This is a genomic window from Rhizobium jaguaris (assembly GCF_003627755.1).
Classification (GTDB): Bacteria; Pseudomonadota; Alphaproteobacteria; order Rhizobiales; family Rhizobiaceae; genus Rhizobium; species Rhizobium jaguaris.
Map to the genome: position 1 here is coordinate 67,993 of NZ_CP032696.1, position 26,076 is coordinate 94,068.

The window sequence follows — 26,076 nt, forward strand, 5'->3', positions numbered from 1 at the left end:
GCGCGAGTATTGTCTTCGCGCGCTTTTCGTGATCGGCAAGTACGACGCCCGAAACTTTGATCCGCGGGGGTACCATTTGGTTTTCGTTAGATGCCCGCCGGCAGTGGCATCTTCAGCGATGGGGAATGAACTTTACAAAGTGAGAAAACCCCCGTCCAGCTGCCACGCGGCAGTGCTTTTCCGCCGGGATCGCCATAATCACTCCGAACCGAGCGCGAGCCAAATCTTCTCCTCGTCCGGTTCTGGAAAATTGTATTTCGGCAGTAAGAGTTTCACGCGGGAGCATGGTAGTTGATCCGTGCTGCGCCCGTGCATTGAAAGTCGCGCTCCCGAAGAACGCATTATCGGTTGAATAATGATGTTCTTCCAGCGCAACACGCGATAGGCAGGCGGGTTCGTTCGCGCTCGGAGTTCGCGATACCAATAGACAACGGTTTTGGCGAATTGACGACAAAGTTTTGTATTGTCGGACTTTTTGAGTGCTCTCAGTTAACCCACTGAATGGAAATCACAAATTGCCTTTTTGAAGCTCTCAACATACTGGCATGAATTTTGGAGCTGCCCATCAAAAGTTCGCGAGAGCTGCTTGCCAGGAGTGAGAGATAGCTCGGGGAGATTCAATGACCGGAGATAATAAATGTTGCTGAGCAAGATTCTCAGATTGATGCGCTCTTGCGGCGCGATTCCCGCAGGGTGGTTTTGGCACCTGACCACCTAATCGGCTGCGCTGCGACAAAGCCCTATACAGGAGAGATCCTTTCACACCCCATCGAAAGACGTTGGCCTGCAACTAGTAGCGGCCAGGTCTGATGACTTGCGGTGGCAGGAGATCTACAGCGAAGGAGACCTGCAAATGCCGCGTGTTTTTTCGCCAGTGGGCCCATGTCAGTGGTGTCAGTTGCGGCAGAGTAAGCCATGATACGCTATCTCTATGATCCGGCGAACGCCGTTACAGCCCTCGGCCTCGTCTTCGCGACAACCGCCATCTATTTTGCCCTCATTGGACATTTTGAGCTCGCGATATGTTTTTCCTTGTGGGCGCTTCTGGCGGATGATGCAGATGGCATGATCGCAAAATACTCGCGGAACAGATCGGCCCTGACGGCGCAGATTGGCGGCGCCTTCGACAATCTGGCGGATCTCGTCTACGCATGCATTTTTCCATCTGTCCTGATTTTGTCTTTCAACGCCTTTTCCGGGCCGGCCTTGCTGGCTGCGCTCTGCCTCGTGCTTTCGGGTGCACTTCGCCTCGCATATTTTTCAACGTTTGGTCTCGATGAGGATGGCTTCGGCAGAGGTCTTCCGCTTAACAACGATGTCTTTGTGCTCGCTATTCTCTTTGCCGCAGACCACTATTTGCGAATTCGCCATCTCGGGGTTGCCCTTATCGGTGCAGCATTTGTGCTATCCGGCCTGCATCTTGCCAGTTTCAGATTCCCCGGGACCGGCACTAAATTGCGCCTTACCAATCTGACCCTTGTGGTAGCCGGTTCCATTGCCCTGCTGACGAGTGAATTGGCATCCTAGACAAAGGGAGGAAGTCATGGAAAGCGCTTTCGAGCTTGAAACACGTGCCGTCTTCGATCGATACCAGCGTCAGCAGGAAAATGACGATCACATCTTCGACAGATTGGCATCGCTCATCGAAGAAGACTATTTCGGTCTTCCCGCGGGAAGCTTCCGCGGTCTCGACATACTGGACGCCGGATGCGGATCAAACGCGAATGCGTCTTATGCGTTTCTTGAGAAGGGTGCGCGCAGCGTCACGTCGCTGGAGCTAGGTAGTGAGTGGATGGACTGCGCGAGCAAGCGGCTCGGCCGATTTGGCGCCCGCTCAGCACTCGTCGCCGGAAGCGTCCTTGACTTGCCGTTTGATGATGGAAGCTTCGATTTTGTCCATTGCGCTGGGGTTCTGCCTCACACCAGCGAGCCGAGAAAGGGCTTCGAAGAACTCACGCGCGTTACCCGCCCGGACGGCAAGCTCTTCATAACAGTCATGGGCACCGGCAATGGTGTCGTCTACCGATGCATCAATCACCTGCGCGAACTCTATAAACACGACCTACAATTTCGCCATTCGGTTGACAATCTCAATGCGGCTAGCGCGCGCCAAGCCATCGATTGGCTGCTGGACACGAAAGATCGTGAGGAGGCCGAATATCTTTCGAAGGAAAACGACTTCTTCCGCAGCTTATTCGATGAGGATTTCTTCGTGACGATCCGAGACCGCTTCCAAGCGCCGACCTATCACGATTTCGACTTTACCGAAATTCAAATTAGGGACTGGTTCGCTGAATGCGGCTTCGCGAATATCCGCCGCATCTCTCGCTACACCCGAGCCTTTCACAATCTGCGCCGCTTCCTTGCGCCGATGTATCGCCACTATGACCACCCGCTAGCGCGGTTCTGGTTCGGCGACGGCTGCATCCAGATGATTGGCGAAAGGCCGAGGCAGTAACAATAATCCCTCTAGGACGAACGCGACACCCATGTGCGCAATCTTTGGGATCATACTCAAACAGCCCGGCGCTTCGGTCCCCGCCACCGCGGTCGACTATTGTGCCGACGCTCTCGCCCATCGCGGGCCGGACGCCGGTGGCCGCTATATCGACTGCGCCGTCGCATTCGCACACCGACGGCTATCCATCATTGATCTTGATGCTAGGGCCAACCAGCCCTTCCGCGATGAGGCAAGCCGCGTGGTTGTCACCTATAACGGAGAGATCTACAACTACCGTGAACTGAGATGCGAATTGGCTCAGCTCGGATTCGAATTTTCGACGCAGTCGGATACTGAGGTTCTCCTCAAGAGCTATCTTGCCTGGGGCAAGTCGTTCCTGAATCGTCTCAATGGTATATTCGCATTCGCGTTGTTCGACCCGCGCCGATCTCTTTCGTTCATTGCGCGCGATCGCATTGGCGTCAAGCCGCTTTACTATATGGATCAAGATTTCGGGGTGCTCTTTGCCTCGCAGCCCAACGCACTCATTCGCTGGCCTGGCGTTGTCCGTAAGCCCGATATGAAAGGAGCGCTGAGCTTTCTTTCCTTCCGCGCCGTCGTCGGCGCCAGAACGCTGTTTGCCGGCATATCAAAATTGGAGCCAGGATGCCTGCTAGAAGTCAAGGACGGGCACGTAAGGTGTGAACGTTGGTGGAGCCTGGCGTGTCCCCCTGAAAGAAGATTATCCAAAACGGATATTAGGTCGCTTGTCGGCGATGCGGTCGAGAGCCAGCTAGTTGCCGACGTTCCGATCGCCGCATTGCTGTCGGGCGGACTAGATTCCAGCATCCTCGCCTATGAGCTCTCCGCGCGCGCGCCGGTACGTCCCATCTGCTATACCGGAAAGGTCGATGGTGCTGACTACGACGAGACCGGCTACGCGCGCGAGGTTGCGGCCCATCTAAGTCTTCCCCACCGCGTGGTGACCATCGGAGAACCCTCAGATATTGATGCGGTAGCCGAACTGGTTCGCCTGCGAGGTCATCCCCTTGGCATGCACAACGAAACAGCCATGTTCACTCTCGCGAAGGCCGTCGCCAAGGAGCACAAAGTTGTTTTTACCGGCGAGGGAGCGGACGAGATTTTCGCGGGCTACAGCCGGTTATTCCGCCTGCCGTACGACTACAACAGAAGCAGGCTCGTGGCGACCTTCCCGGCTGCCATCGCGAAACTCGCACGTCGCCGACTCGCGTTGGGACCTCATGCACGGCCGCTGCAATTTTTCCTCGACCGCTATTCGTATTTCCCCTTTGATGAGATCCGGTCGCTTGCCATCAGCGGCAGATTTAGCGCCGACGACGGCGAGGAACTTTTCGCGCATTTCGAGAAGCAATTTGCCGAGGCAGACGGTGACCTCTTCAGTCAGATCGCCCATGTCTTTGTAGCAACGCATCTGCCAGCTTTGCTGGAAATGGTCGACAATACAACGATGGCCGCAGGCCTCGAAGCACGCGTGCCCTATACCGATCATCGAGTAGTCGCTGCCGCTATGGCTATCTCGAGTTCAGAGCGGCTGAAGTGGAAATCGGCGATCGCCCCGGTCCAGGCGCTGTGCTCCCCCATCACCTCATTCAGCGAGCGTCTCGACGTGCCGAAATATCCGCTGCGGCGGGACTATGGCAAGGTCCTGCCCCAGTCCGTTCTGTGCAGGAAGAAGATGGGTTTTCCCCTTCCGCTCGGTCAGTGGGCCGTCGCGGAGCGATCCAGGGCCTATCGGAATCTCGTTTTTGGTAAAGAATCGCCGCTCGGCGATCTCTTCGACCTTAACGCCTTGAGGACCTGGTTCGAATGCGGTCGAACAAATCCTTCCGACTGCTTTGGCCGAAAATTCTGGCTTCTTGCCAATCTCGCGCTCTTCTTCCGGGAGGTCCTAGCGTGAGGAAGCTGTGTTCTCCGACCCCTTCTTGCAAGCGCCGTTCAAAGAAGACCCCGCGCAGCGAAGGAGGCGCTCGAAAGGCCGAGAATCTGTGCGACGGTCGGAGCGAAAGCCTCGGCAGAACTTCCGGCCAACCGGCGAGGCTCGATGCCGCCAAGACCGAAAAGGCACATACGGTCGTCTTCGATGGAGCCTGGACGGAAGCCATGGGTCGAAGCATATTGCGGTTTGCCGGTTGGGGTCTGAGCAGTCGTGCCGAGTGGCGTCTCCTCAAACGAGAATCCTGGCGGGGCGACATAGGTTGCTACCAGAGCCCGTTCGGCTACCGGCACGTGATCGCTCGACCATGCTTCCACTTTGTGTTGGCCCAACAGTTGGTCGACGGTGGTGCGGTCCCGCGACCCGTCCACCAACACGTGAAGGGTCGCTCCTTCGCTTTCCCATATATGATCAGGAAGGATGGCCTGCGGATAGAGGGCCGTGTGGACGGCGCTGTGGCCATGATCGCTCGCGACGACGATGGCATAGTCGCTTTCGCGACCGACCCGTCGCAATCCATCGACCAACGCACCAATCATCAGGTCTGCCATGGAGATGGACCAATGCGCCGCCTCGCTTTCATAGCCGAATTGGTGCTGGATAGCATCGGTCATTTCGATTTCAGTCAAGATGAGATCGGGCGGATTGTCCGAACATGCGAGCGCACCCGCCGCGTTGACCATCAGATGGTCAGCGGCCAGTCCCGCCATCAAGGGTGTACTTGGAACGGTGTTCCGTGCGGCGGGAAACCCGAAGAGGTCGAGCACGCCAGCCGCGGCCAAGCGGCCCTCGGGATCCTTGATTATCCGGGCGCGACCGAGGCGATCTTCGGGCAGGCTCTTGAAGAACCGGCTTCCCTGCAAAAAGCCACGTTCCCACCAGGCAGGTACGAAGATGTTGCAATCGGCAGGGTCGACGAGACCAGCACCGATCGAGGCGACATCCAGTCCCGAATTCGTAGCGAGTTTGGCAATCGTCGGCACCCGCATGTATTGCGCGTCGGCGCAGATGAAGGAGCCGTCTTTGACGATGTGATTGCCGTAGATGCCGTTCACCTGTGGCTCTGCTCCGGTCATCATGCTGGCGCGGCCGGGCATCGAGGTGCCGGGCATGGTGGGGCGCAGACGCTCCACCGAAAGCCCTTCGCCCGCCAGGCGCGACAGCGTCGGAAGCCGGTATCTGTGTTTTACAAAATAGTCGGCGCTTACGCCATCCACCAGAATCACGATCGCCTTACTGGGCACCGGCTGATGCGTGACAGCAGGAATTGTAAGTGGGGAAACGTGCGTTGACGCATCGGGCTTCATCATTTGGCCACCTGGGAAAAGTCGAAACGGCCTTTTATCCGTTCTGAGTGACGCAAATGTGAACCTGTCATTTGGAAATTTCGCAAGAAGCCGGCCGCCCGCTGGGATCGGTCGAAAGCTTTAACCAATGTCTGTTTGGCCAAAGAGGGGTGTTATGATGGCAATGGCAACGCGCGCGATTTTCCTCCTCGATTTCCGGGAAATACGTCTTTGGAGCGGCCGCTATGATGCACACTTGGTTCCTGTTTGCGGCGAAGCACTTTTGGACCGGCTAGCAACAACATGTTTGGAATGCGGCGTTTCGGAGCTCCTGATGGTTGCCAATGCCTTACCGGCCGATGGCCTCGAGGCGTTCTGCCGCAGGTTTGGGGCCACCGCCTATCCGCTGTCCGACATTAAGCTCATCGACGCACGTCTTCGTGAGGACAATGATACCTTCTTTATTTTTGGAACTCCGTTTTTCGACGGTTCCGTTCTTTATGGCTTGAAGCAAGGTCAGGGGCTACGAAGCACCGAGTGGCGGCCCGAAGCGCCCACCGGTGTTTATCGTCTCGGTAGCGACGATCTGCATGCGCTTCTGCTGGAGAGCGCTGCCTTCGGCGAAGTCAGACAGGTCTTCGGTGCGATTGCAGACGGTATATCGAGGATATCTGCAGCACCATCGCCCGAATATGCAGGCACCGCGGGTGAACTGCTCGATATTCGCGACGGAGTGGATGTCGCGATCGCGGAGTTTCGCTGCAACACGGAAAACCTTGTCAATCGCCTGGAGACAAGTGTCGGGGGATACTGGAGAAAACCGATCGCAGAACATATGCTGCTCTGCAATACGCGCTTCCCGCCAAAAGCTTTTTTCCACCGGCTTCAATCGAGGATCGAAGGCGCTTTGACGTGCTATCCCTCTCAGCAAGTTGACATTGCGACCCTTGTCGCCGAGATGACTGCGCAGAGAAGTGACTATGTGGCGGTCGGAAACGGCGTGACCGAACTGATACTGGCTCTCTATTCCACCCTGAAACCGACGATCGCGGTTCCGACGCCGACCTTTGCAGGCTTCCAGACGCCGCTCCCAGAGGAGCAAAAGAAGAACTTCGTTCTGTGTGCACCCAATTTTGACCTAGACGTTCAGGCTTTCTTCGATTTCGTGGTTAGGAGCAATGCCGACACCGCAATCGTCATCAATCCGAACAATCCGACAGGCCGCTTGGTCGACTTCGCCGACATGGTATGGCTGATTGAAGCGCTCCGATCCACAGGCCGGCGGTTAATCGTCGACGAATCCTTCATCGATTTTCCCGCCGACGGCCGGCGCCATAGTGTCGAGAGCCTGGTGTCTTTCCACGACAAGCTGATCGTGGTGAAAAGTCTCGGAAAGGTCTTCGGGCTCGGCGGAATGAGGCTTGGTTATCTCATGAGCAGCGACACTGAGCTCGTAGCCTGCGTCCGGCGGAAGCTGCCCTTGTGGAACATCAACGGCGTCGCGGAATGCGCGCTCTTCCTTCTGGCCGAATTTCTGGAGGAACTGGAGGATAGTTTGACGTTGCTACGCAGTGATCGAGAGCACTTCCAGCGCGATCTCAAGACCGTCCCGGGCCTCGAGGTGGTGCCGTCGCAAACCAATTTCGTGCTGTGCCGGCTGCCGCAGAATTCCCCATCCGCCGCGAAGCTGAAGCACAACCTCATCCGGCGCGAATCCGTCCTCGTCAGAGAATGCGGCTATCAAACGATGAAGGATGCTGATCGCTATCTTCGCCTTTCGGTTCGCAGTCCGGAGGAAAATCAAGCGCTCGTCAATATCCTGAAGCGCAATCTTGGCCAATGCACCGGCGGCTCCGAATCGTCCCTCGTCCGATAGTAGCAGGGGTATGGGCTTGCGACGAAGAGACGATTGTTTCACATTCTACGAAGCTTTCTCGGGTGCGCGACGAGTCATACGCCGTCCATGAGTTATGCTCTCTTGGCGCTCGGCCGCCCGCCGGCGGACGCCGATGTCATTCGTTGACGCACTCGATACACGTATTTCGCCTGCATGGTTCTGATCGACGCCATTGTTCGCGGCCAACTGTCATCTTTCAAAGAGACGATACCATGACATCGATTCTAATCGCCGTTTGGTCCTGGCACGTGGCGCCGCGCCGTGGGGAGAAAGCGCCGCTGCGGCAGTCAGCCGCGTTATGTTTGGCCACGCAATTGTAACGCACCTCGGCCTATGATCCAAAGCAGGCCAATTTAAGTGTATGGTTCTGCGCAGTGTGTACGGAAACGATCCTGTGCCGCAGGATCAACGAAGATCGGTCAAAGCATGTCGTCAAGCCACCAGCGTCGAAAACAAATCCTGTCTATGATTGAAGCCACCGGAGAGGTGCGTACCCGCGAGCTCATAGAAATGCTCGGGATATCGGAAGAGACGGTTCGCCGCGATCTTAAAATGTTCGAACGCAGCGGGCGGGTGGTGCGGGTCCATGGCGGAGCCGTCGCTACCGGAGAACCAAAGTTGCTCGCGCTCGCATCGCGCTCCACCAGCCAGGCAGGTCAAAAGGACGATATCGCCAGCATGGCGCTGTCCTTGCTGAAGCCCGGCCAGAACGTTTTTCTTGGGGGAGGCAGCACAGTACTGGCGCTGGCACGCCGGATATCAGCGCTTCCGAAGATGCGAATCGTGACCAACATGATCGACACCTGCATCGCCGCCGCCGAGGGCGGTCGACATGAGGTCAGCCTACTCGGTGGCAACTTCAATGCCGATCATCGTAGCGTCATGGGGCCGCTAGCGCTTAGAACTCTTGAAGAGCAGTTGCTCGATCTCGCTATTATCGGCGTCAATGCCGTTGATCCGGAGAGAGGTTTTTTCGATCATGAGGAGATCGGACAGTCATTAGCGGCAACGCTTGCCCGTCAGGCCGAGAAGGTCGTCATCCTGGCTGACCACACGAAATTCGACGTGCGCGCGCGATTTCGCATCTTGCCACCCCAGGCCATCTCCGTCCTCGTCACCGACCGAATTCCATCCGCGCGGGCGCTCGAACTGTTCGGGCGTGTTCGCGTCAATGTAATTTGGGCGGGGCGGAAACCGTCATGAACCCACATTTCAGTTCAAAACATTCCGTCGTTATTTTGACCGACATATGCTGTAAATACTGGACTTTTGCCTACAAACACGACCAATTCGCGTCGCCTTTCCGACAATTTTCCTTCAAACGCAGAAGTTGATGTCGTAATCATTTCACTTCGCTGGTACCTTAGCCCTCATAAATCCATCGCATTCACGCATAAAACCGTCATAAATATCCGCTAATAGTCCTCGCAGCCGACACGCTAAATGATCAGCAAGGGTGACGGAGGAGGATGCGTTGCAGGAAGATCTGACGGTGGGGACATATCAACGAACCAAATGCCTTTTTCGCGGCTAAGATGACCTGGTAGGCGCGGACCACCCGACCCGAATCCCCGAATGACGTAATAGCATCCGAGCTCACCGTTCGGATGGGGCGATGTTTTTTGCCTAAAGTTCTTAAATCCCGAGCAATTTCACAAAGGACAGGACACCATGATCGATAGGCGTGAATTCTTGACCCTGGCAGCCATATCCGCCGGATACGCAGCCATGTCTGATATTGGCCTGGCGGCCACCGACGACTCGCGAAAGGCATTAACGATTGCGGTTCAGGACCTTCGAACCGTTCTCGAGCCGATCGACGAATCCTCTATTGCCAATGTTGCCTGGCGCGTCCAATACAGTATCTTCGATCAACTGCTGCGAACGGATTACAACGACAATTTCCGTCTTCACTTCGCGCTCGCGGAGACGGTTAAGCAGATCAATGAAACGACCTACGAGGTGACGCTCCGCCGAGGCGTGAAATTTCATAACGGCGCGGAAATGACGGCCGACGATGTAGTGTTTTCGCTGGGTCGAGAGCGGCTTTTGGGCGACAAGGCGCCAGGGGCGGCCGTCAAGGCTAATTTTCTGTCCTCCTTCGACTCAATTGAGAAGCTGGCCGCTGATCGGGTGCAGATCACAACGAAGTCGCCCGACCCGGTATTTTTGAAGCGATTAGGTGCCTGGGGAACCCAGATCATCAGCGCTGAAGCCTGGAGGGGGGCAAAGTCCTATTCGGATTGGGCGCAGCGGCCAATCGGGACAGGTCCATATCGGATCGCACAAACCAACACCGGCGATTCCATCCTGCTCGAGTCCCATGATGCTTATTGGGGAGGCCGACCGCCGTTCAAATCAATTCGTTTCAAAAAGGTTCCGGAAATTGCCGCGCGCATCGCGGGCCTGCAATCCGGCGACTATGATATCGTAACCGACATTACGCCAGATCATATGAACGAAATCGATGGAAAACCCGGACTCGAAGTCTTAGGGGGGAATTCGGCTTGGTTTCGTTTTCTCACCTTTTCTGCGCGCAAGTGCGCGCCGCTTAAAGACGTGAGAGTGCGTCAGGCCATTGCTCTTTCCATAGACAGAAATGCACTGGCGCATGGCCTATGGGACGGTCGGGCGAGCGTGCCGTCGGGATGGCAGCTTCCCATCTTCGGGGATCTGAACGATGCGTCACGCCCGCCATTGTCCTTCGATCCAGATCGGGCAAGACAGCTTCTTGCCAGCGCGAGCTACCGTGGCGAGGAGATCCCTTACCCGACGGTCGGCAATTACTATCCAATGCAATTCGCAGAAAATCAGGCTTTGGTCGAAATGTGGAAGGCCGTCGGGCTTAACGTCAAGCTGGTCATGTGCGAAAACTGGGACCAGGTCGCCAATATTCCCGGCATTTTCGACGAGTCAGGCGGTGCTTTTTACGCCGATCCGATTGCAACGCTGTGGCAGATCATAGGACCGACCAACGGTCTTCAAAGCAACGGCGATTGGTCGAGTAGTGAATTCAACTCGCTCGGCGACGAACTCGGTTCAACTGTCGATTTGGCGCATCGCAAACAGATTTGGCAGCGCATGCAGGACATCGTCGACCGTGATGATCCTCCGATCACGCCCCTGCATTCAATGCCCTTCATCTATGGAAAGAAGGCCGGAATCGATTGGATGCCGACCCCTCTTCCGCAGATGTATCTGGGACCGTCGCTTCCCTCTGAGCCCGTGATCTGAGCAGGGATTATCCACGATGCACTACGGATTGAATTCTGTGGCTCCGATGCCCGTTTCACCTGCCTGTGGCGAGCCCGTCCTTGGGATCAAGGGACTCCGACTGCAAATTGGCGATACGGCGATCTTGCACGGCGTGGACCTGGCGGTACATGAGGGCGAGGCCGTCGGGATAGTCGGGGAATCGGGAAGCGGAAAATCGATGACGTGGCGAGCAGCTCTCGGGCTGCTCCCCAAAGGTGCAAGCACATCCGGCGAGGTGACGTTCGCCGGCCGGAACATCCTTGCGACGGCCGAGCATGACCTCGAAGGCATTCGTGGACGCCGCATTGCGGCGATTTTCCAGGATGCCGCTTCCGCACTTAACCCGATCCAACGGGTTGGATCCCAGATCCTCGAATCTCTTCGTATACACAGAAGCCTTAATGGCGCGGCGGCAAAAGCGGAAATGTTGCGCCTGCTCGATCAGGTTGGGATCGTGGACGCCGCCAACCGCTCTCGGGCGTATCCACATGAGTTGTCCGGTGGGCAAAACCAGCGCATGGCCATCGCCATGGCTCTGGCCGGGAACCCGGAAATATTGATTGCCGATGAACCGACGACGGCGCTCGATCCAACCATCCAGGCGCAGATATTGATGCTCCTCAAGCGCATTCAGCTTGAGCGCGCGATGAGCGTCATCTTGATCAGCCACGACCTTGGCGCCGTGGCGGCGCTCTGCAATCGCGTCTGTGTCATGTATGCGGGCAGGATTGTCGAGGATGCGCCGACAGCGGAGCTACTTTCTAAGCCTGAGCATCCCTATACGCGTGCCTTGATCGCGTCAATTCCACCCCTGAGCGGCGAGCGCAAACGCTTGCAGGCCATTGGCGGAGAACCGCCGGATCCTCGGCACATGCCAAAAGGCTGCGCCTATGCGCCCCGCTGCAGTAGTCTTTCCGAAGAATGCAAGGAATCGATACCGGCTCCGGTTTGCCTACGTGGCAGTCATTCCATCCGGTGCTTCACGGCCACGCGTGCGCTGGGTTTGGCACCATGACACTTCTGTCCGTCAACGCCATTACGCGCCGGTACACATCGCCAGGCTTTTGCTTTGGTCGGAAGAGGCCGATTGTTGCGGTGGAGAACGTGTCACTGTCACTTCAACAGGGCACGATCCTCGGTTTGGTCGGAGAATCGGGCTCCGGAAAGTCGACGACTGGCAAGTTGGTGCTCGGCCTTGAGAAGCCCGATAGCGGTGAAGTCATTTTTGCCGGCAATCCACTGCCGGCCGCGCGCGACAGTTCCTGGCGAAGTCTCAGGGCACAGATGCAGATGGTCTATCAGGATCCACTTGCGGCCATGGATCCGCGGATGACTATTTCATCAATTATATCGGAGCCGCTGCACATCCATGGCATTGGCAACAGTGACGAGCGCGACGAACGAGTCTCCGTGCTGCTGCGATCTGTTGGACTTGGTGGCGATATTGGCAAGCGATATCCGCATGAACTGTCGGGAGGCCAGAGACAAAGGGTCGTTCTGGCGCGTGCTTTGGCAAGCGGCCCGCGCCTCCTAGTCTGCGATGAGCCAGTCTCCGCGCTCGACGTCTCGATCCAGGCGCAAATCCTTAACCTTCTTGCCGATCTGCGCGACGAGTTTCATTTGACTATCCTCTTCATCAGTCACGACATGCGCGCAGTTCGCAGCATCTGTGACGAACTTGCGGTGATGTATCTCGGAAATATCGTTGAGATCGGTCAGACGGACGACATCGTCCACGCTCCTGCCCATCCCTATACCCGCGCCCTGATGTCGGCGGTTCCCGCCCTCGGACGAATAATCACCGAAATGGACCTCATCGACGGCGAAGTCGATAGTGGGTCAACTGAGACAGAGGGCTGCAAGTTTTATCGGCGTTGCCCGCATGCGACCTACCGCTGCCGCCAGGAAAGGCCTCGACTTGCCGCCGTAGTGCCGGGACGGCAGGTTGCCTGTCATTTTGTCGAAGAGAACGGGGGCGTGCCGTGACGCGCTTTGCAGCTGTCAGAATCCTTCGCACCCTTCTTACGCTCATCGTTTCGGTGAGCATCACCTTTGTAGTCCTACGCGCATCGGGGGATGCGGCGTTGCAGATCTTGGGTCCGAACGCCAGGGCGCCGGATATTGCCGCGTTCCGTCGCGAGTGGGGCCTCGATCAGCCCATCTGGGTGCAATATGTTCTCTATCTGCGCAACTTGCTGCATGGTGACCTCGGCAAATCGATGCTGGACGGTCAGGATGCATTGGCGATCGTGCTAGCCAGGGTCGCTGTTACGCTGCAGCTGACCCTGCCGGCGCTTGCGGTAAACATTCTTCTTGGGATTCCAGCGGGAATTTGTTCAGCTCTCTATCGCGACACCGTCGTCGACAGATCGCTGATGATTGCCTCGGTGATCGGTTTTACCGTGCCAAGCTTCGTCCTTGCGTTAATCCTGATTCTGGTGTTTTCGGTGTGGCTCGGTGTTCTCCCCTCCGGCGGCGCAGATAGTCTTGCGAGCGGTGTCCTGCCGATTGCGACCCTGGGCATTGGTGGCGCCGCCGTGCTCGCCCGTTATACCAAGAGCGCTATGGTCGCCGTTCTTGGCCGGCTATATATCACCGCCGCAAGCGCAAAGGGCATTCGATGGAAAAATGTCGTCCGTAACCATGCCTTTCCAAATGCGGCCATTCCGATTGTGACGTTGTTCGGGCTGATGTTGGGCAGTCAAATCGCCGGCTCAGTGCTGATAGAAGCTGTGTTTGGTTGGCCGGGGATCGGACAGTTGCTCGTCACGTCCGTTGCCAACCGAGACTTGGCGGTCGTCCAAGTCATCCTGCTGCTCGTGACCGCGACGATGACCGTTTCCAATCTTCTCGTCGATGTTCTCTACGGATTCATCGATCCGAGAATGAGACATGCGTAAGGATGAATTTCCGATGACGATATCACTGCAAAGCACGACTCAACGGTATCGTGCCTCTCCCGCCGGACTAAGTCTGATCTTATTCGCGGCAAGCTGGATCGCGGTCATTTTGATTGCAGCGATATTTGCCGACAGACTCGCCCGTTTCGACGTCACGGAAATGGACCTCGCCGCAAGATTGAAACCGCCGATCTGTTTCGGCGGCTCGATCAAGCATCTGCTTGGCACCGACGAGCTCGGCCGCGATGTCCTTTCCCGCCTGCTCTTTTCAATACGCACGACGATGCTGATCGCCGTGGGAGCGACTTTCTTATCCATGGTTATTGGCACGACGTTCGGCTTCGCCGCAGCTTACTTCCGCGGTAGTGTCGAGCACGTCATTGCGCTGCTGACAGATGTGCAGGCATCGATGCCCTTTTTGATCGTCGCTCTGACTGTGATGGCATTCTTCGGCCGCGACATGGTGCTCTTCATTGGACTGATGGGGCTTTATGGCTGGGAGCGCAACGCGCGAATTGCGCGTGGCCTTGCCATAGCAGGTCAATCCCAAGGATATGCGGCGACAGCCGCGCATCTCGGAGCCCATCCAGTCCGAGTTTACCTTCAACATATATTGCCGAATACCGCATCGACGTTGATCGTGACGGCGACCCTTCTTTTTCCTGAAATCGTGCTTGCGGAGAGCGGTCTGTCGTTTCTTGGCCTTGGCGTCCAACCGCCGACCACGAGCCTTGGCATCATGGTTGGTATCGGCCGGGAGTATATTGTGAGAGCACCGTGGATGATATTGGTGCCGAGTCTGGTGATCGTCTTCACGACTATTTCCATTAGCCTGATCGGAGACTGGCTGCGAGACCAGCTCGATCCGACGCTGGTGTGAGGAAACGAAGTGCGCTTCAGCTGGCAGACCAAAATTAGATATTTGCCGTTTCAATGTTGCCTAGGTCTCGCGTCCCTTGCAGTCTTCATTGCTCTTTCGACAAAGTGGATCGAAGAATTCGGCCGTATCTCGGAAGACGCAGCTATTGCGAGGCGTGGTGGAGCTGAAATGCATTAAGATCTAAAGCCAGATGCAATCAAAAGACGCGACAAACTCGGCCCTGGGATTGGCACGACTCCAACAGATAACTTCCGTACTTGCGTGACCCTAAACGTCTTCAGCGTGAATACGGAGCAACTTGCTGCCAGGCGGTGGGCCAGCATTCATATCCTATATATTCGGTGCGGTCATATACACAAAAATGGGGCGCAGAGCCCCCGAATTTCTCGCTTGCTCGCCCATTATCGCGCGGACGATCTTTGCCTAGAGATGCCCCTCCAGTAGCGGAAAAGATCGGGGCGACAACGGAGCTACCGCACGACCGCATGACCGTGCAGCGATTTCGCGAGGCTTTCCCACGAGCACGGCAAGGTCGTGGTTCGTGCCCGGTCGCAATGCAGAAAAGCGCATCAGCAGCTGGCTCGCCAAACTGGAGGTGGAGGCCGATGCGTTTGCTGACGAGAAGGGCAGGGACGCCTTCGCGTTCGATCCGATCGAAAGCCCGTGTCTCGATGCAAGCCAATCGGAACTTCGCGTTCGAATCACCTTATTCGAAGACCGTGGTCGTCGAGCTTCGGGAAGTGCCATTCTCGCGTTGGGACGCCGACAATCGTTACTGTGCTGTTCCGTTCCGTTCATTCGAGGATCTTCGACGCCGCTGGCCTGGCCGGCGATTGAGACTGCTGCCCGCCGCAACGAACCGGACGTGCGAAAGGCCCGCTATCAAGCGCGAAAAGGCACCGAAATAGCCGAGGCCTCAAAAGCGAGAGCGAGAGAGCGCCGTCGCAAGCGCTACCCCGTGCCCCTCGCAGACCACCCGCCGTTGGCGAGGGCGGTCGCCACGCGTATCGGCGTTGTCGTGTTCGCGGGCACGGATGGCGAGATTGCGGAACCTGAGACCGCTGCCGCGTATTATTTTCCGAACGATGTCGGTGAGCTTGTCTGGACGGCTGGCGGCCCGGATCGCTCGAAGAGTTAGTCGCGACCTGGCCCGCGAAATCTTCTCCAGCTAAGGAGGAGTTAGACCGAGGCTGGTGGTTTCCAACGTTGGACGAGCTGCGGGGGCAGCGCGGCGCGAGGCGAGGACCAAAGTGCGTGCGAAACAGCGGCGGACAGAGCGCCTGCTGCCAGTTGATCCCGCCCGCACCGGCCGCTCGACATGATGCCAAGTTGGAGACCGAATTGACCGAGCACAAATCGGAAACATCAGCTGGAGTTCTTCGAAGTCTTCGACCCAGTGGAGCCTCAGGCGTGGTCTGTCGTCGCGCAGCGTGGACCGTCTTCCACAAAATATGAGAAACATCGCGTGTCGCGACACAAGATGCCATCTCGCACCGCCCAGGACGGAAAGCCTGCGGTTGACCGTCCGGGCCCGGCGCTTTGCTGCTGGCAAATCTAAGAAGAACAAAAAGGTGCCGTTAGCAGGACGGGATTTCTGCTAACGGCAACACGGCACGACCTGGCTACATTGGCAGCCAAGTGGGTCTCCGGCAGCGCTTCGAACTTACCGCGGTCAACATTGTTCCACCCGTGCCTCGCAATTTATCCGCTGAGGGAACCTTAAGTCTTGCGTCTGTAGCCACACCGTCTCGGCGTGCGTTCACCGATCGCAGTCAGATGCGATAGTTCGCATTCGACCAATCGCCAAAAACGGGTGTGTGTGCCTCCGCAAGCAGGTTTTGCACGTTACTGCTTTTCTCTCGACAGAGATGCTATTCTTCTTCTTTCTCTGCTCGTGTAACTCGATCCGTAGGTTGAGGGCTCGGCATCGGGACGTCTATATGAACGAGGCATCGAATTGCCGCCTGACCAAGCGATTTGCCTCGTATTTGCCTCGCGATGACGGTGGACGGCCGGCGACCTATCCGAAGCCAGCAGGTTTTCGACATAAACTCATTTCATCGAGTCGCTGTTCTTGCGGTCGATGATCTCGTCGAAGATCAATGTTGCCGACCCGTGATCGGTATCGTGTTGATGGGCGATTACCGGCTTCATCACTGGAATATCCTTTCGTCCATCGAGAGGCTTGGGCAGAGCTTGGTTGACGAAGAGGTTAGCAGCAATGCATTATGAGCAGAAATGGCATTGTTCCTTCGGTTCATGAATGGGTATCATAATGCTTGATCGTCAGCATCTTGCAATTCTGAGAGAAGTCAGCCGTCGAGGCGGTGTTACCGCGGCCGCCGAAAAGCTAAACGTCACTCAATCCGCCTTGAGCCATACGATCGCAAAGTTCGAGGAACGCCACCGCATCAAGATATGGATGAAATCAGGCCGCGGGCTGCGGTTGACGCAAACAGGTGAGTATCTGCTTTCTGTGGCCGAACGCGTCCTGCCCCAGATGGAACATGCCGAGCGGGTCCTGACCGATTTTGCTGTGGGAAGGAGAGGAGCCCTTCGTGTTGGCATGGAATGTCATCCCTGCCAGCGGTGGCTGACCAAGATAGCGACACCTTATCTCGACAAATGGCCCGATGTCGATTTCGACGTGCGCACGGCTTTCCGGTTCGACGGTGTCGAGGCACTCCTTGGGTACGAAATCGATCTTCTGATCACACCGGATCCCGTGGACACGCCGGACCTGCTCTTTACGCCGGTTTTCGAATATGAGCTGGTGCTTATGGTGCATGCGACGCATCCTCTTGCCGATCGGAAATGCGTGCAGCCACAGGATCTTATCGACGAGGAATTGATCACGGTTCCGGTCACATTGGAGCGGCTGGACATATACACCAAATTCCTTGTTCCCGCCCATTGCCGGCCGCGTCAGCACCGCACGGCCGAAACCATCGACCTGATGCTGCAACTCGTCTGTGCGAAAAGGGGTGTTACGGTCCTACCGGACTGGCTGTTGCAGGAAGACGCCGTTGGAATGCCGATACGCGCGCTACGCGTGGGCGATGCCGGTATACGGAAAAACATCAATCTGGGTGTACGGCGCGGCGAGGAGACCATATCATACATCGACGGTTTTCTAGCGCTTGCCCGTGAGAGGGGACGTTCGCCTTCGCCGTGATCGCGGAAAGCGAATTTCCCAGCGCCGCCTTGAGTCTCTCTCGTCAATCACGGTCGAGGAGATGTTCAGGCCACGATACTTTCAAGAGGCTATTCGAACTTGTGCATGTAGGCGACCACGTCTCGCATCTTTCCTTCCGTGCGGCATAACATTGTGATGTCCTCTCGCCTCCGGCGTAGGGGAGAAGCTCAACATTGAATTCATGGTGCCTTCCGCATAGGCGGTTTTCAGGTTGAAGATTGCCTCGTCGGCCAATCAGAAGGACGCGCCGCCGAGGATGTTGGCTGGACGTGCGGCGGCATGGTTCCTGGGTCTTCGCCGATCACATCGCAAGTGCGGCCTGACTGAGGAAGCTGCCGGCGACCTGGAACCGCTTCGCGGGTCCAGATGACCAACTGCGGGCTATCACAGCAGCAACCACGCCGTCGACCATAACCTGGGCGATCGCTCTGTCGCGCTTAGCGACTGCGCGCAGTCCGAACCCAGACGTTTCGTGTGGTGGTCTTCTGATGTTGCGACACGGCGGTTGTATCGCGGAGCGCTTGATCGACGATTGGCCATGGCAAATCCTTCAGCTTTGCTCGACAATGAGTTTCGAGATGACGTCTCGGGCCGCTTGGGAAGATGCTTGCACGGCGCCGGCAAGGTAGCCAGCCTCACTTCCGCTCGCCTCGCTCCCGGCCAGGACCAGCCGCTCCTTCCACGGGCCAGCGATCCAGCCGCCGCCAGGGGCATTCGGGTGGCCGGCGGAAAACCAGTCGGCCGATGTCGCTGTCAGCGGGTCGGCAGCCCAGTCCTTGTAGAGGGTCGCCCGTGTATGGGCAGCTTGCGGCCCGAAGATGCGCGTGAACTGGCGGATCGAGGCCTCCTTCAGCGCGTCCGCGCCGATTGCCGCACGTTGTTCGGCTCCCATCCCGACGAAGCCGAACAGGGCAGCCTTGCCCGAGGACGTGGTCGCATCATGGATCTCCGCCAAAGGTCCGACCATGCTTTGCGCTGTCCCGGAGAATCCCGCCTCGCGCCAGAAGGGACGATCGTAGACAGCGAAAAATTTGGCGTGTGGCGCCATCCAGGTCGGCGTTTGCCGCCACAGTTCGATCGTGCCTTTCTCCTGGGCTGGCTCGAACTGGACGGTCGCCTCCAGAATGCGCGGCGGAAGCGCCGCAATCACCTGTGACGCCTGAATCAGCTCTATACGCCCGTCGGCAAATCTCAAAGACAGCTCGACACCGGTTTCGTTGAGACGCATCGCGGTGACTTGCGCACCGCACCACAGCGCCGCCTCAGGCAAGCCTTGCGCCAGCGCACGAACCAATGACGCGGATCCTCCGATGAACCTCAGGGCTTCGGGCTCCTGATTCAGTCCGGGATAGCGCTTTGCCGATTCCCGCGACATCCGCTCGAAGACAACGTCGCCATCGCTGTTTTGCGCAAACGTGAGCAGATTGAGTTCGGCAACGAGCGCGGCGATCGCAGGCTGCATTCGAGGCCAGATCCAGGACGGTCCAAGGTCGAAGCCGTCTGCGTCCGCCTGGCCTGTCTCGTTCACTGTCTCGATCCGACCGCCGAGGGTGGCTCTTGCCTCGATGAGCAGGAACTCAATCCCGGCCGAATGCAGCAGTCGCGCCGTGTGCAGTCCTGCCAAGCCTCCGCCGATAATAGCTACCTTGGTGTTCCTCATTATCTCTCTCCGGGAAGCTGGCTCCCGACAGCGTTGGCCTGTTAGAAGCGGGCGCGGCTGTGACAGTCTTCAAGCGGCTCGCAGGATTGACGGTCAGGCAGGATGGCGGGACAAATTTGCGATCCCGCGGCGATAGCATGAGGAACGTCAGATCAAAAATGGCCTTGCTTCATGGATCGACAAGTTTTGCTCATAACACGGCGGTTCATGCACCTCGAGTTTGTGACGCTCGCACCGCCATCAGTCAGTCATCCCGTGCTCGTCCTGGAACACCCCCGCTAGCACGAGAATTTCCTCACCCCCGCTATGCACGTGACGCGGAAAAGCGCGGCCTCGCGCGTAGCGCACGATCGAGGTCGCACTTCCCCGCCGACGCGGGGTAGAGCATCCGTCGGTTCACCCGGCTGCGGGGCTCGGTACCCCGTCTAGGTTACCCGAATGGACGATGACCGGCCTCGTGAGATCGTCATTGATGCGCATTGGTCTGGCCTGGAACGCGCCAGAGATCCGGTCCAAGCCGCGTTGGGCGCGACATCGGCACACATTTTCTTTGCTGTATGCAAGAAACTCTCGTGATGGGTCCAGGTAAAGCATCGGGCTGCGACATGCACTCTTCACTTTGGCGGTCGGGAGCCACAATCGGGTCCGATCGGTGTTACTCGTAACTGTGCCGAATGATGGTAAAAGACATCCGCCAGAATGTGGTGATCATCGCGATAGACTTCCGCCATGATCTGGTAGAGTTCCGGATCGTGATCCTTAAAGTCGTCTGATGTGGCAACGGTGAGATCGCCACGGCGGTAGGCCACATTCGTATTGAACCAAAATCGCGTGCCTTCGGCCCAATATTCGTCGACGTTGTTCTCCATATATGCACACGCCCACAGTCCTTTCTGGTAGGCATGAGCATAAGCTTGTCCAACTCGTGCAACGAGCTCGGGATCCACCGTTCGAAGCATGTTGAAGATATTATGTGAGAATTCGTGAACCAGAATGTTCCCTCCATAATACCGCGTGCCCGGCACGCCCATCAAATTCTCGACGGCACCTGTCGTATAGAGCCCACCCATGCCGCGCGCCCTTTGGGCCCAATACTCTCGGTCTGTCATCTTGGCGATCGTGCTGGCGTAATTTCGCCGTTCGTCAGGGGTGAGGCGCGGATCATCGGGGGCTGGCTTCTCCCAGTCCCGCTGCTCGGGAATATCAGTGGTCGTTTCATCAATTGCCATGATGCCCACCCGCGCCCCGGCCCGAACCAAAGCATCGCGGACATCACGCCGTTCTGACAACATGTAAAGGACGATGTCGCGGGCAATCAAAAGTGCGGTGTCTGGAACCTTTTCGGACGAGATGACAGGTATGCCTGCTGCGTCAGCATATTTCGCGTAGAATGGATCCAGACCGAGTGCTTTCGGTGGGCTGCGCACGATGAATGTCTCGAAACTGGATATGTCAGCCATCGACAACCGTGACGCAGATGATTCATTGTCAATACCGCCAGGTTCCTTTGCAGATGCAGCAAATAGGTAGCCTCCGCAGAGCACTACCCCCATCAAGCACGTATGGATCATCGCGACCTTTCCTTTATGCGCTATTTTCCTGAGAAAAGGCAACAACCGTGCCAATCACTAAGAAAAGAGCTGAATTGAGCGTTCTCGATGACAATCTTTCGTGCCGGGCGTTTGCGGCATCGGCCATAATCCGAAGGAAGGGCAGCAGACAAAGATCTTGTGGCTGAAGCCAACATGCCTCTGGACGTTGGCGAGAAGATTCTAGGCGGCAATCCTTTCGTTCGGCAGGCCCTCCGCAGTTTGCCGTACGCCATCGAAAAATCCGTCAGGAACAAGAAGACGCGTGTGCGGGGTCACATTTTCGTGGCACCTTTCGTAAGGTGGACAGGGTCGATAATCTGCTTTTTTGTTTCATGTCAGTCGCCGATCGATCAGCGACCGGCGAGCTCAATTCCGACAATGCAATCGCGCTAGCTGAACAGTGCCAAAAGAATATCGCTGCGATCGCAACCTCGGTAGCCAGCAGCATTCGCAAACCCCGTAAAACCCACCGTTCTCCTTACCATCTCGGCCAGTTCGAAGATGTCAACAACGTGTACGCCGGTTTCTTCGGCGTGCCCTATCCGGCTCGTACCTGCTATGGGTCAAAGCACTTGCCAAGGGCGCACTGGTCGAGATCGAAGCCATGACCCGTGTCGATGAATGATGACCTGAAGAAGCCATCCGATCCGACCCAACCGACGTCTGTTATGTTTCGCTGCTTACACTTCATAGCTTGCGCACTGTCGGCGGCTTTGACGGCATAAAACACGGTTTTCACTTTGGTGGGAAGTAGTCCGCGCGGGTGACAGTGCATTCCATCATCCAGACTCTTTACTTCCAGTACCCGGGGACCTGAAGGTGACGATTTCCGGGATCCTGGTTGCAAACCGTTCCGAAATCACCATCCGCGGATTGCGCGCCGCTAACGAGCTCCGGTCACACGCTGAACCGGTGTGACGCGTGGTGGATAGGTAGCTCGCGCTGTCCGACCACCGCGCATGCGCGCAAGTCGACAGCGCCATGTTCAAATTCGCATTCGATGTGCATTTCGCGAATGAAAATTTCCAAACTTGGCCTCTGCGCTGTGAAAATGTCAATTTGTATTACTAATGAAGAATGCTGTTGGGTTTGGATAGCATAGATCCACGCTATGGATAGATAGAGAGACATGCGGTTCAAGGGACTTGATCTAAATCTCCTAGTCGTGTTCGACGCTTTGATGAATGAGCGTAAGCTCACGGCGGCGGCACACAGCATCAATCTCAGTCAGCCGGCCATGAGCGCGGCTGTCGCCCGGCTGCGCGCCTATTTCCAAGATGAGCTGTTTACGATGACGGGCCGCGAATTTATCCCGACGCCGCGGGCGGAAGGTATTGCGCCTGCGGTGCGCGAGGCTCTGCTGCAAGTTCAGCTCTCCATTATTTCCTGGCAGCCGTTTGATCCGGCCCAATCGGATCGTCGCTTCAGAATCGCACTTTCCGATTACGTCACGCTTGTATTTTTTGAAAAAGTCGTGGAGCGTGTGGCGCGGGAAGCTCCCGGCGTCAGCTTCGAATTTTTCCCCCCCGCCGACCACAATGAAGACCTTCTCCGGCGCGGCGAAGTCGATCTTCTCATTTTGCCGGAAATATTCATGTCGAACGCCCATCCTCATGCGAGGCTTTTCGACGATTTACACGTGTGCGTAGGCTGTCGCTCGAACAAGCAGCTGGCAGAGCCACTCACATTCGAGAGATACATGTCGATGGGGCACGTTGTCGCTAAGTTCGGAAGTTTCCGGAGGCCAGGCCTCGAGGAATGGTATTTGCGCGAGCACGGTCGCAAGAGACGCATCGACGTCGTGGTACACGGCTTCAGCATGATTGCGCCCGTGCTGTCCAACACTGACCGTATAGGAACCATGCCCTTACGGCTGGCGCAGCATTTCGCAAAAACAATACCCCTTCGAATTGTCGACCTTCCGCTGCCACAACATCTTCCGTTCACCGAGGCCGTGCAATGGCATGCGCTTCACAACAGTGATCCGGCAAGCCTCTGGATGCGCGACATTCTATTCCAGGAAGCGGCCCGTATGAAATCGCCGCTTGTCGCGGCCGAGCCCCTCGTCGATCAGGACCAGCACGAACGTTGTCCAGCCCATCTTCCGAACACGGCGCATCAGTCAGGTCGAGCCATGATTTCAGATTGAATCTTGGCAGCGGTATACAGGGAAGCATCCAGCGGGAGACTCCCAAACGCAAGTTGACACAGAAGATAGTTAGCGCCTGCCTCTTCTATCTGATTCAGTAAAGCTTGCCGCACCGAGGCCGCCGTTCCTGCAACGCATAACTCATTCTCGACCGCCTCGTCGAAGGTCAGCGGCAGGTTCGGAGGCGTCTGCAGGTCATTCAGGTCGTAAAGAAACTTAAAGCTCTCGAGCCAATGTTCGTAAGCCGACGCTGCGATCGAATAAGCATCGCGGTCAGAACGTCCAATCACGACCATGCGTAGCAATCCTCGAAATGGCGATTGATCATCTGCGCTCGCGTTGCATTTTCGATAAGCGCGGAAGGCATCGGTAATTTTGCGGACAGAAGAGGAAGGTCCTACGCACGCGATATTTGCGCCGTTCGCAGCTGCCCAGTGCGCAGACTCGGGCCGGCTGGTGGCGATCCACGTCGGTGGATGCGGACGTTGATGAGGCCTCAATGTCAAAGGTATGCCGCTTAGCTCATAATGCTCGCCCTTATGCGACAGCGTTCCGCCTTTCATCGCATTCACCAGAATCTCACTGGCTTCTACGTAGCGGCCTGGCGCCGCGTCCGGACCAATCCCGAAATAACCGAGTTCGATCGGGAGAGACCCGCGCCCTATCCCGAGCTCGACTCTGCCGCCGCTCAATTGATCCAGCATGCAGATTTCTTCGAAAGCCCGCAGCGGATGATAGAGGGGCAGCAGCATGACTAAAGGCCCAATACGAAGGCGACGCGTGCGCTGTGCAACGCTTGATAAAAACAAATTTGGCGATGGGCCTCTGCCGTGCGGAGTACAATGGTGCTCAGCGAGGTGATACGCGTAGAAACCAAGGCGATCGCACGCCTCTGCCAACCTCAGGCGATCCGAATACTGCTGGGCGATGTCGCTGCCGTTCGCGTCAAGGTGATCGAAGATGCCGAAGGTCAGGTTAGAAGGAAGGGCATTTCCCATTCAATTGTCTCCAATGTTTGACTAAAACCCGTAGGTTCAGGCGATCCGATATGTCGTTTTGGCCATTTCGTTCGTCCGCGTGACAAAGCAAAAATTAACGGCGCGTAACCGGCAATCGCTGCGTCTTCAGGCTTTCAGAAATGTCACCGGCAGCTGAAAGGAATTTATCCATTTGGGCTTTTGTACCGATGCTCACGCGGATATGATTTTCCAAGCCATCATCGGGAAAGACGGCTACAAGTACCTTTTGCCTTTTTAACGATGCTTGCCACCAAGCGCCGTTTTGTCCGGATGGCACACGAGCAAGCAAGAAATTTGCATAAGACGGGATCACCGAAAATCCGAGTTCGGATAGCGCAACCATCGTTCGCTGTCTTTCATGTTTGATGTGTTTATGGTTCTCGGCGTAAGCGGCGCGGTGTGAAAGGATGCTAATGCCCACCGCATGGGCAATAAGGTTCATGTTGAAGAGATTCTGGATGTTGCGTAGCCTCCCGATAAGTTCAGGATGACCGAAGCCGAAACCAACGCGGATACCGGCGGCGGCGTAGCTTTTCGAAAATGTCCTTAAAATTAGAAGATTCGAATGGCGATTAATAAGGCGTAGAGCATCATCGGGTGCAAAATCGACATATGCCTCATCCAATACGATCAATCGGTCGGACTGGGCGGCGAGCTTATCGATATCGGCTACCGGAACAAACGTTCCGCTCGGGTTGTTCGGATTAGCCAGCAGGATAAACTTTGCATCTTTTGGGGGACCAAGAAGCAGCTGCTCGATTGGCAACGAATAAGCTTTGCCCCATCCGATTTCTAAAAATCGAGCACCCTGCAACATAGCAAGCTTGCGGTTGAACGAAAAACCCGGCGACATCATCGCCACGCTATCGCCTGGAGCAAGGAAGGCTCTGTAAAGGAGCCCCAGCAGCTCAGACGATCCGTTGCCTGCGATCACTTGATCCTGGGACAAGCCATACGCATTGGCCGCCGCCTCCCGCAAGCTGAAATTGTCATCTTCGGGATAAAGGTAATGCCGTTTGAGAGCCGTAAGCGCGGTTCGCATCACCGCAATCGGTAACGGAAAGGGATTCTCATTTGTGTCTAGTTTGACGCAATCGGCGTCCGGACCCGCTTGACTGGACGGCACAGCATCTAACTGTCTCGCTGTCTGCGAAAGAGCCGAAAGCACACCTTGCAATTTTGCATCAGACATATCTTTTCTCCGTTTCAATTCGCTGGACTCGTTTGCGCGTCATTTGGCCGTCCTATGTGGCTTCGAACCTTCGTGCCTAAGCGAGCGCAGCAATGGCCATCCTGACGGCAGATTCACCAAGGACCACCGCGAGTGCCTCAAGCCGCAATATGCTCAAAACTTCGCATTGGAGCGTCACCGCGCCCCATTCGCATTTTGACAAACTGTTTGATCTTAGGCGCCACCGCTGCTAGCTCGTGGCCCGCCGTTTCGAATTCAGTCCACCTGTCTTCGATCAAGACGGAGAAGCAGCGAACGCGGCCGCTATCGCGGCTGCGACATTACCGGTCCCGCCGGCCCACATGTCCCTCGCATAATTTGCAATGAATGGTGCACGCGATGATAGATAGGGCAGGTGGCGGCAGGGCGGCCCGCACCATTGATTGCTGCGGAAAACGTCATGAAGGCCTCCTGACGAATGACATTGAAAATTCGATGTTGATCAAGACTCCAATGCCGCCATGATTGGCACCATCGGTGTCGCGTGCACACGGAGCATCCTGGCCCATCTTCCACCGATGACTCGATCGTTGCCTCCACCTGCCGAGTCGCTAGCCGACACATCGTCGGTCAAGGTCATTGACATTAGGATCAAT

At 56.6% G+C, this 26,076-nt stretch carries 17 protein-coding genes and 2 pseudogenes; 13 read left to right on the forward strand and 6 right to left on the reverse strand.

The genetic code is table 11. From position 1 onward, the window contains the following. Positions 1 to 915 precede the first annotated feature (915 nt). Genes CCGE525_RS34465 through asnB form a run of 3 tightly spaced genes read left to right on the forward strand, consistent with a single transcriptional unit; the run spans position 916 to position 4,379 of the window. Positions 916 to 1,527 (forward strand): CDP-alcohol phosphatidyltransferase family protein, encoded by a 612-nt coding sequence (locus tag CCGE525_RS34465; RefSeq protein WP_120708838.1) that lies wholly within the window; start codon positions 916 to 918, stop codon positions 1,525 to 1,527. Positions 1,528 to 1,543: 16 nt separating this feature from the next. Continuing rightward, on the forward strand, positions 1,544 to 2,458 hold the full coding sequence (locus CCGE525_RS34470) for a class I SAM-dependent methyltransferase (protein WP_120708839.1): 915 nt from the start codon (positions 1,544 to 1,546) through the stop codon (positions 2,456 to 2,458). Positions 2,459 to 2,489: 31 nt separating this feature from the next. After that, entirely contained in the window at positions 2,490 to 4,379 is a 1,890-nt protein-coding gene (gene asnB / locus CCGE525_RS34475) for an asparagine synthase (glutamine-hydrolyzing) (protein WP_120708840.1), read from the forward strand. A 38-nt stretch (positions 4,380 to 4,417) separates the two neighbouring features. On the opposite strand, the gene CCGE525_RS34480 is transcribed toward asnB, so the two are convergent. After that, positions 4,418 to 5,725: an alkaline phosphatase family protein gene (locus CCGE525_RS34480; protein ID WP_120708841.1), complete on the reverse strand. Its 1,308-nt coding sequence runs from the start codon at positions 5,723 to 5,725 to the stop codon at positions 4,418 to 4,420. Positions 5,726 to 6,035: 310 nt separating this feature from the next. Here CCGE525_RS34480 and CCGE525_RS34485 point away from each other — a divergent pair, with 310 nt between their 5' ends. From CCGE525_RS34485 to CCGE525_RS34525, 9 genes and pseudogenes are all read left to right on the forward strand, one after another. After that, complete coding sequence (locus CCGE525_RS34485) at positions 6,036 to 7,577, forward strand: pyridoxal phosphate-dependent aminotransferase (RefSeq protein WP_245472441.1); 1,542 nt, start codon at positions 6,036 to 6,038, stop codon at positions 7,575 to 7,577. A gap of 447 nt (positions 7,578 to 8,024) precedes the next feature. Then, positions 8,025 to 8,801 (forward strand): DeoR/GlpR family DNA-binding transcription regulator, encoded by a 777-nt coding sequence (locus CCGE525_RS34490; RefSeq protein ID WP_120708842.1) that lies wholly within the window; start codon positions 8,025 to 8,027, stop codon positions 8,799 to 8,801. Between the two features lie 468 nt (positions 8,802 to 9,269). Then, positions 9,270 to 10,832, forward strand: coding sequence for an ABC transporter substrate-binding protein (locus CCGE525_RS34495; protein ID WP_120708843.1), 1,563 nt, complete (start codon positions 9,270 to 9,272; stop codon positions 10,830 to 10,832). Positions 10,833 to 10,848: 16 nt separating this feature from the next. Further along, positions 10,849 to 11,868 (forward strand): ABC transporter ATP-binding protein, encoded by a 1,020-nt coding sequence (locus tag CCGE525_RS34500; protein ID WP_120708844.1) that lies wholly within the window; start codon positions 10,849 to 10,851, stop codon positions 11,866 to 11,868. Next, on the forward strand, positions 11,865 to 12,839 hold the full coding sequence (locus tag CCGE525_RS34505) for an ABC transporter ATP-binding protein (RefSeq protein ID WP_120708845.1): 975 nt from the start codon (positions 11,865 to 11,867) through the stop codon (positions 12,837 to 12,839). Before CCGE525_RS34500 ends, CCGE525_RS34505 begins: the two co-directional genes overlap by 4 nt. Further along, positions 12,836 to 13,753 (forward strand): ABC transporter permease, encoded by a 918-nt coding sequence (locus CCGE525_RS34510; RefSeq protein ID WP_120708846.1) that lies wholly within the window; start codon positions 12,836 to 12,838, stop codon positions 13,751 to 13,753. Before CCGE525_RS34505 ends, CCGE525_RS34510 begins: the two co-directional genes overlap by 4 nt. A 13-nt stretch (positions 13,754 to 13,766) precedes the next feature. Continuing rightward, a complete protein-coding gene (locus CCGE525_RS34515) occupies positions 13,767 to 14,633 on the forward strand; it encodes an ABC transporter permease (protein ID WP_120709169.1) in 867 nt (288 codons plus the stop codon). A 485-nt stretch (positions 14,634 to 15,118) separates the two neighbouring features. Continuing rightward, positions 15,119 to 15,955: pseudogene (locus CCGE525_RS34520) on the forward strand (hypothetical protein). A 953-nt stretch (positions 15,956 to 16,908) separates the two neighbouring features. Continuing rightward, positions 16,909 to 17,808, forward strand: a complete 900-nt coding sequence (locus tag CCGE525_RS34525; RefSeq protein WP_120708847.1) for a LysR family transcriptional regulator — start codon at positions 16,909 to 16,911, stop codon at positions 17,806 to 17,808. Positions 17,809 to 18,379: 571 nt separating this feature from the next. On the opposite strand, the gene CCGE525_RS34535 is transcribed toward CCGE525_RS34525, so the two are convergent. From CCGE525_RS34535 to CCGE525_RS34545, 3 genes and pseudogenes are all read right to left on the reverse strand, one after another. Further along, the gene (locus tag CCGE525_RS34535) at positions 18,380 to 19,489 is read right to left on the reverse strand and encodes a flavin monoamine oxidase family protein (protein ID WP_120708848.1); all 1,110 of its coding nucleotides are present in this window, start codon (positions 19,487 to 19,489) and stop codon (positions 18,380 to 18,382) included. 240 nt (positions 19,490 to 19,729) lie between these two features. After that, positions 19,730 to 19,852, reverse strand: a pseudogene (locus CCGE525_RS39965) (cupin domain-containing protein); the annotation flags it as partial. A 251-nt stretch (positions 19,853 to 20,103) separates the two neighbouring features. Next, the gene (locus tag CCGE525_RS34545) at positions 20,104 to 21,060 is read right to left on the reverse strand and encodes a glycoside hydrolase (RefSeq protein ID WP_120708849.1); all 957 of its coding nucleotides are present in this window, start codon (positions 21,058 to 21,060) and stop codon (positions 20,104 to 20,106) included. A 1,150-nt stretch (positions 21,061 to 22,210) separates the two neighbouring features. Between CCGE525_RS34545 and CCGE525_RS34560 the strand changes: the two genes are divergently transcribed. Beyond that, the gene (locus tag CCGE525_RS34560; RefSeq protein ID WP_120708852.1) at positions 22,211 to 23,230 is read left to right on the forward strand and encodes a LysR family transcriptional regulator; all 1,020 of its coding nucleotides are present in this window, start codon (positions 22,211 to 22,213) and stop codon (positions 23,228 to 23,230) included. Here CCGE525_RS34560 and CCGE525_RS34565 read toward each other — a convergent pair. Then, positions 23,200 to 24,228: an LLM class flavin-dependent oxidoreductase gene (locus CCGE525_RS34565; RefSeq protein WP_120708853.1), complete on the reverse strand. Its 1,029-nt coding sequence runs from the start codon at positions 24,226 to 24,228 to the stop codon at positions 23,200 to 23,202. The genes CCGE525_RS34560 and CCGE525_RS34565 overlap by 31 nt on opposite strands. Positions 24,229 to 24,322: 94 nt before the next feature. Continuing rightward, positions 24,323 to 25,441 (reverse strand): histidinol-phosphate transaminase, encoded by a 1,119-nt coding sequence (gene hisC / locus CCGE525_RS34570; RefSeq protein ID WP_120708854.1) that lies wholly within the window; start codon positions 25,439 to 25,441, stop codon positions 24,323 to 24,325. Positions 25,442 to 26,076 lie beyond the last annotated feature (635 nt).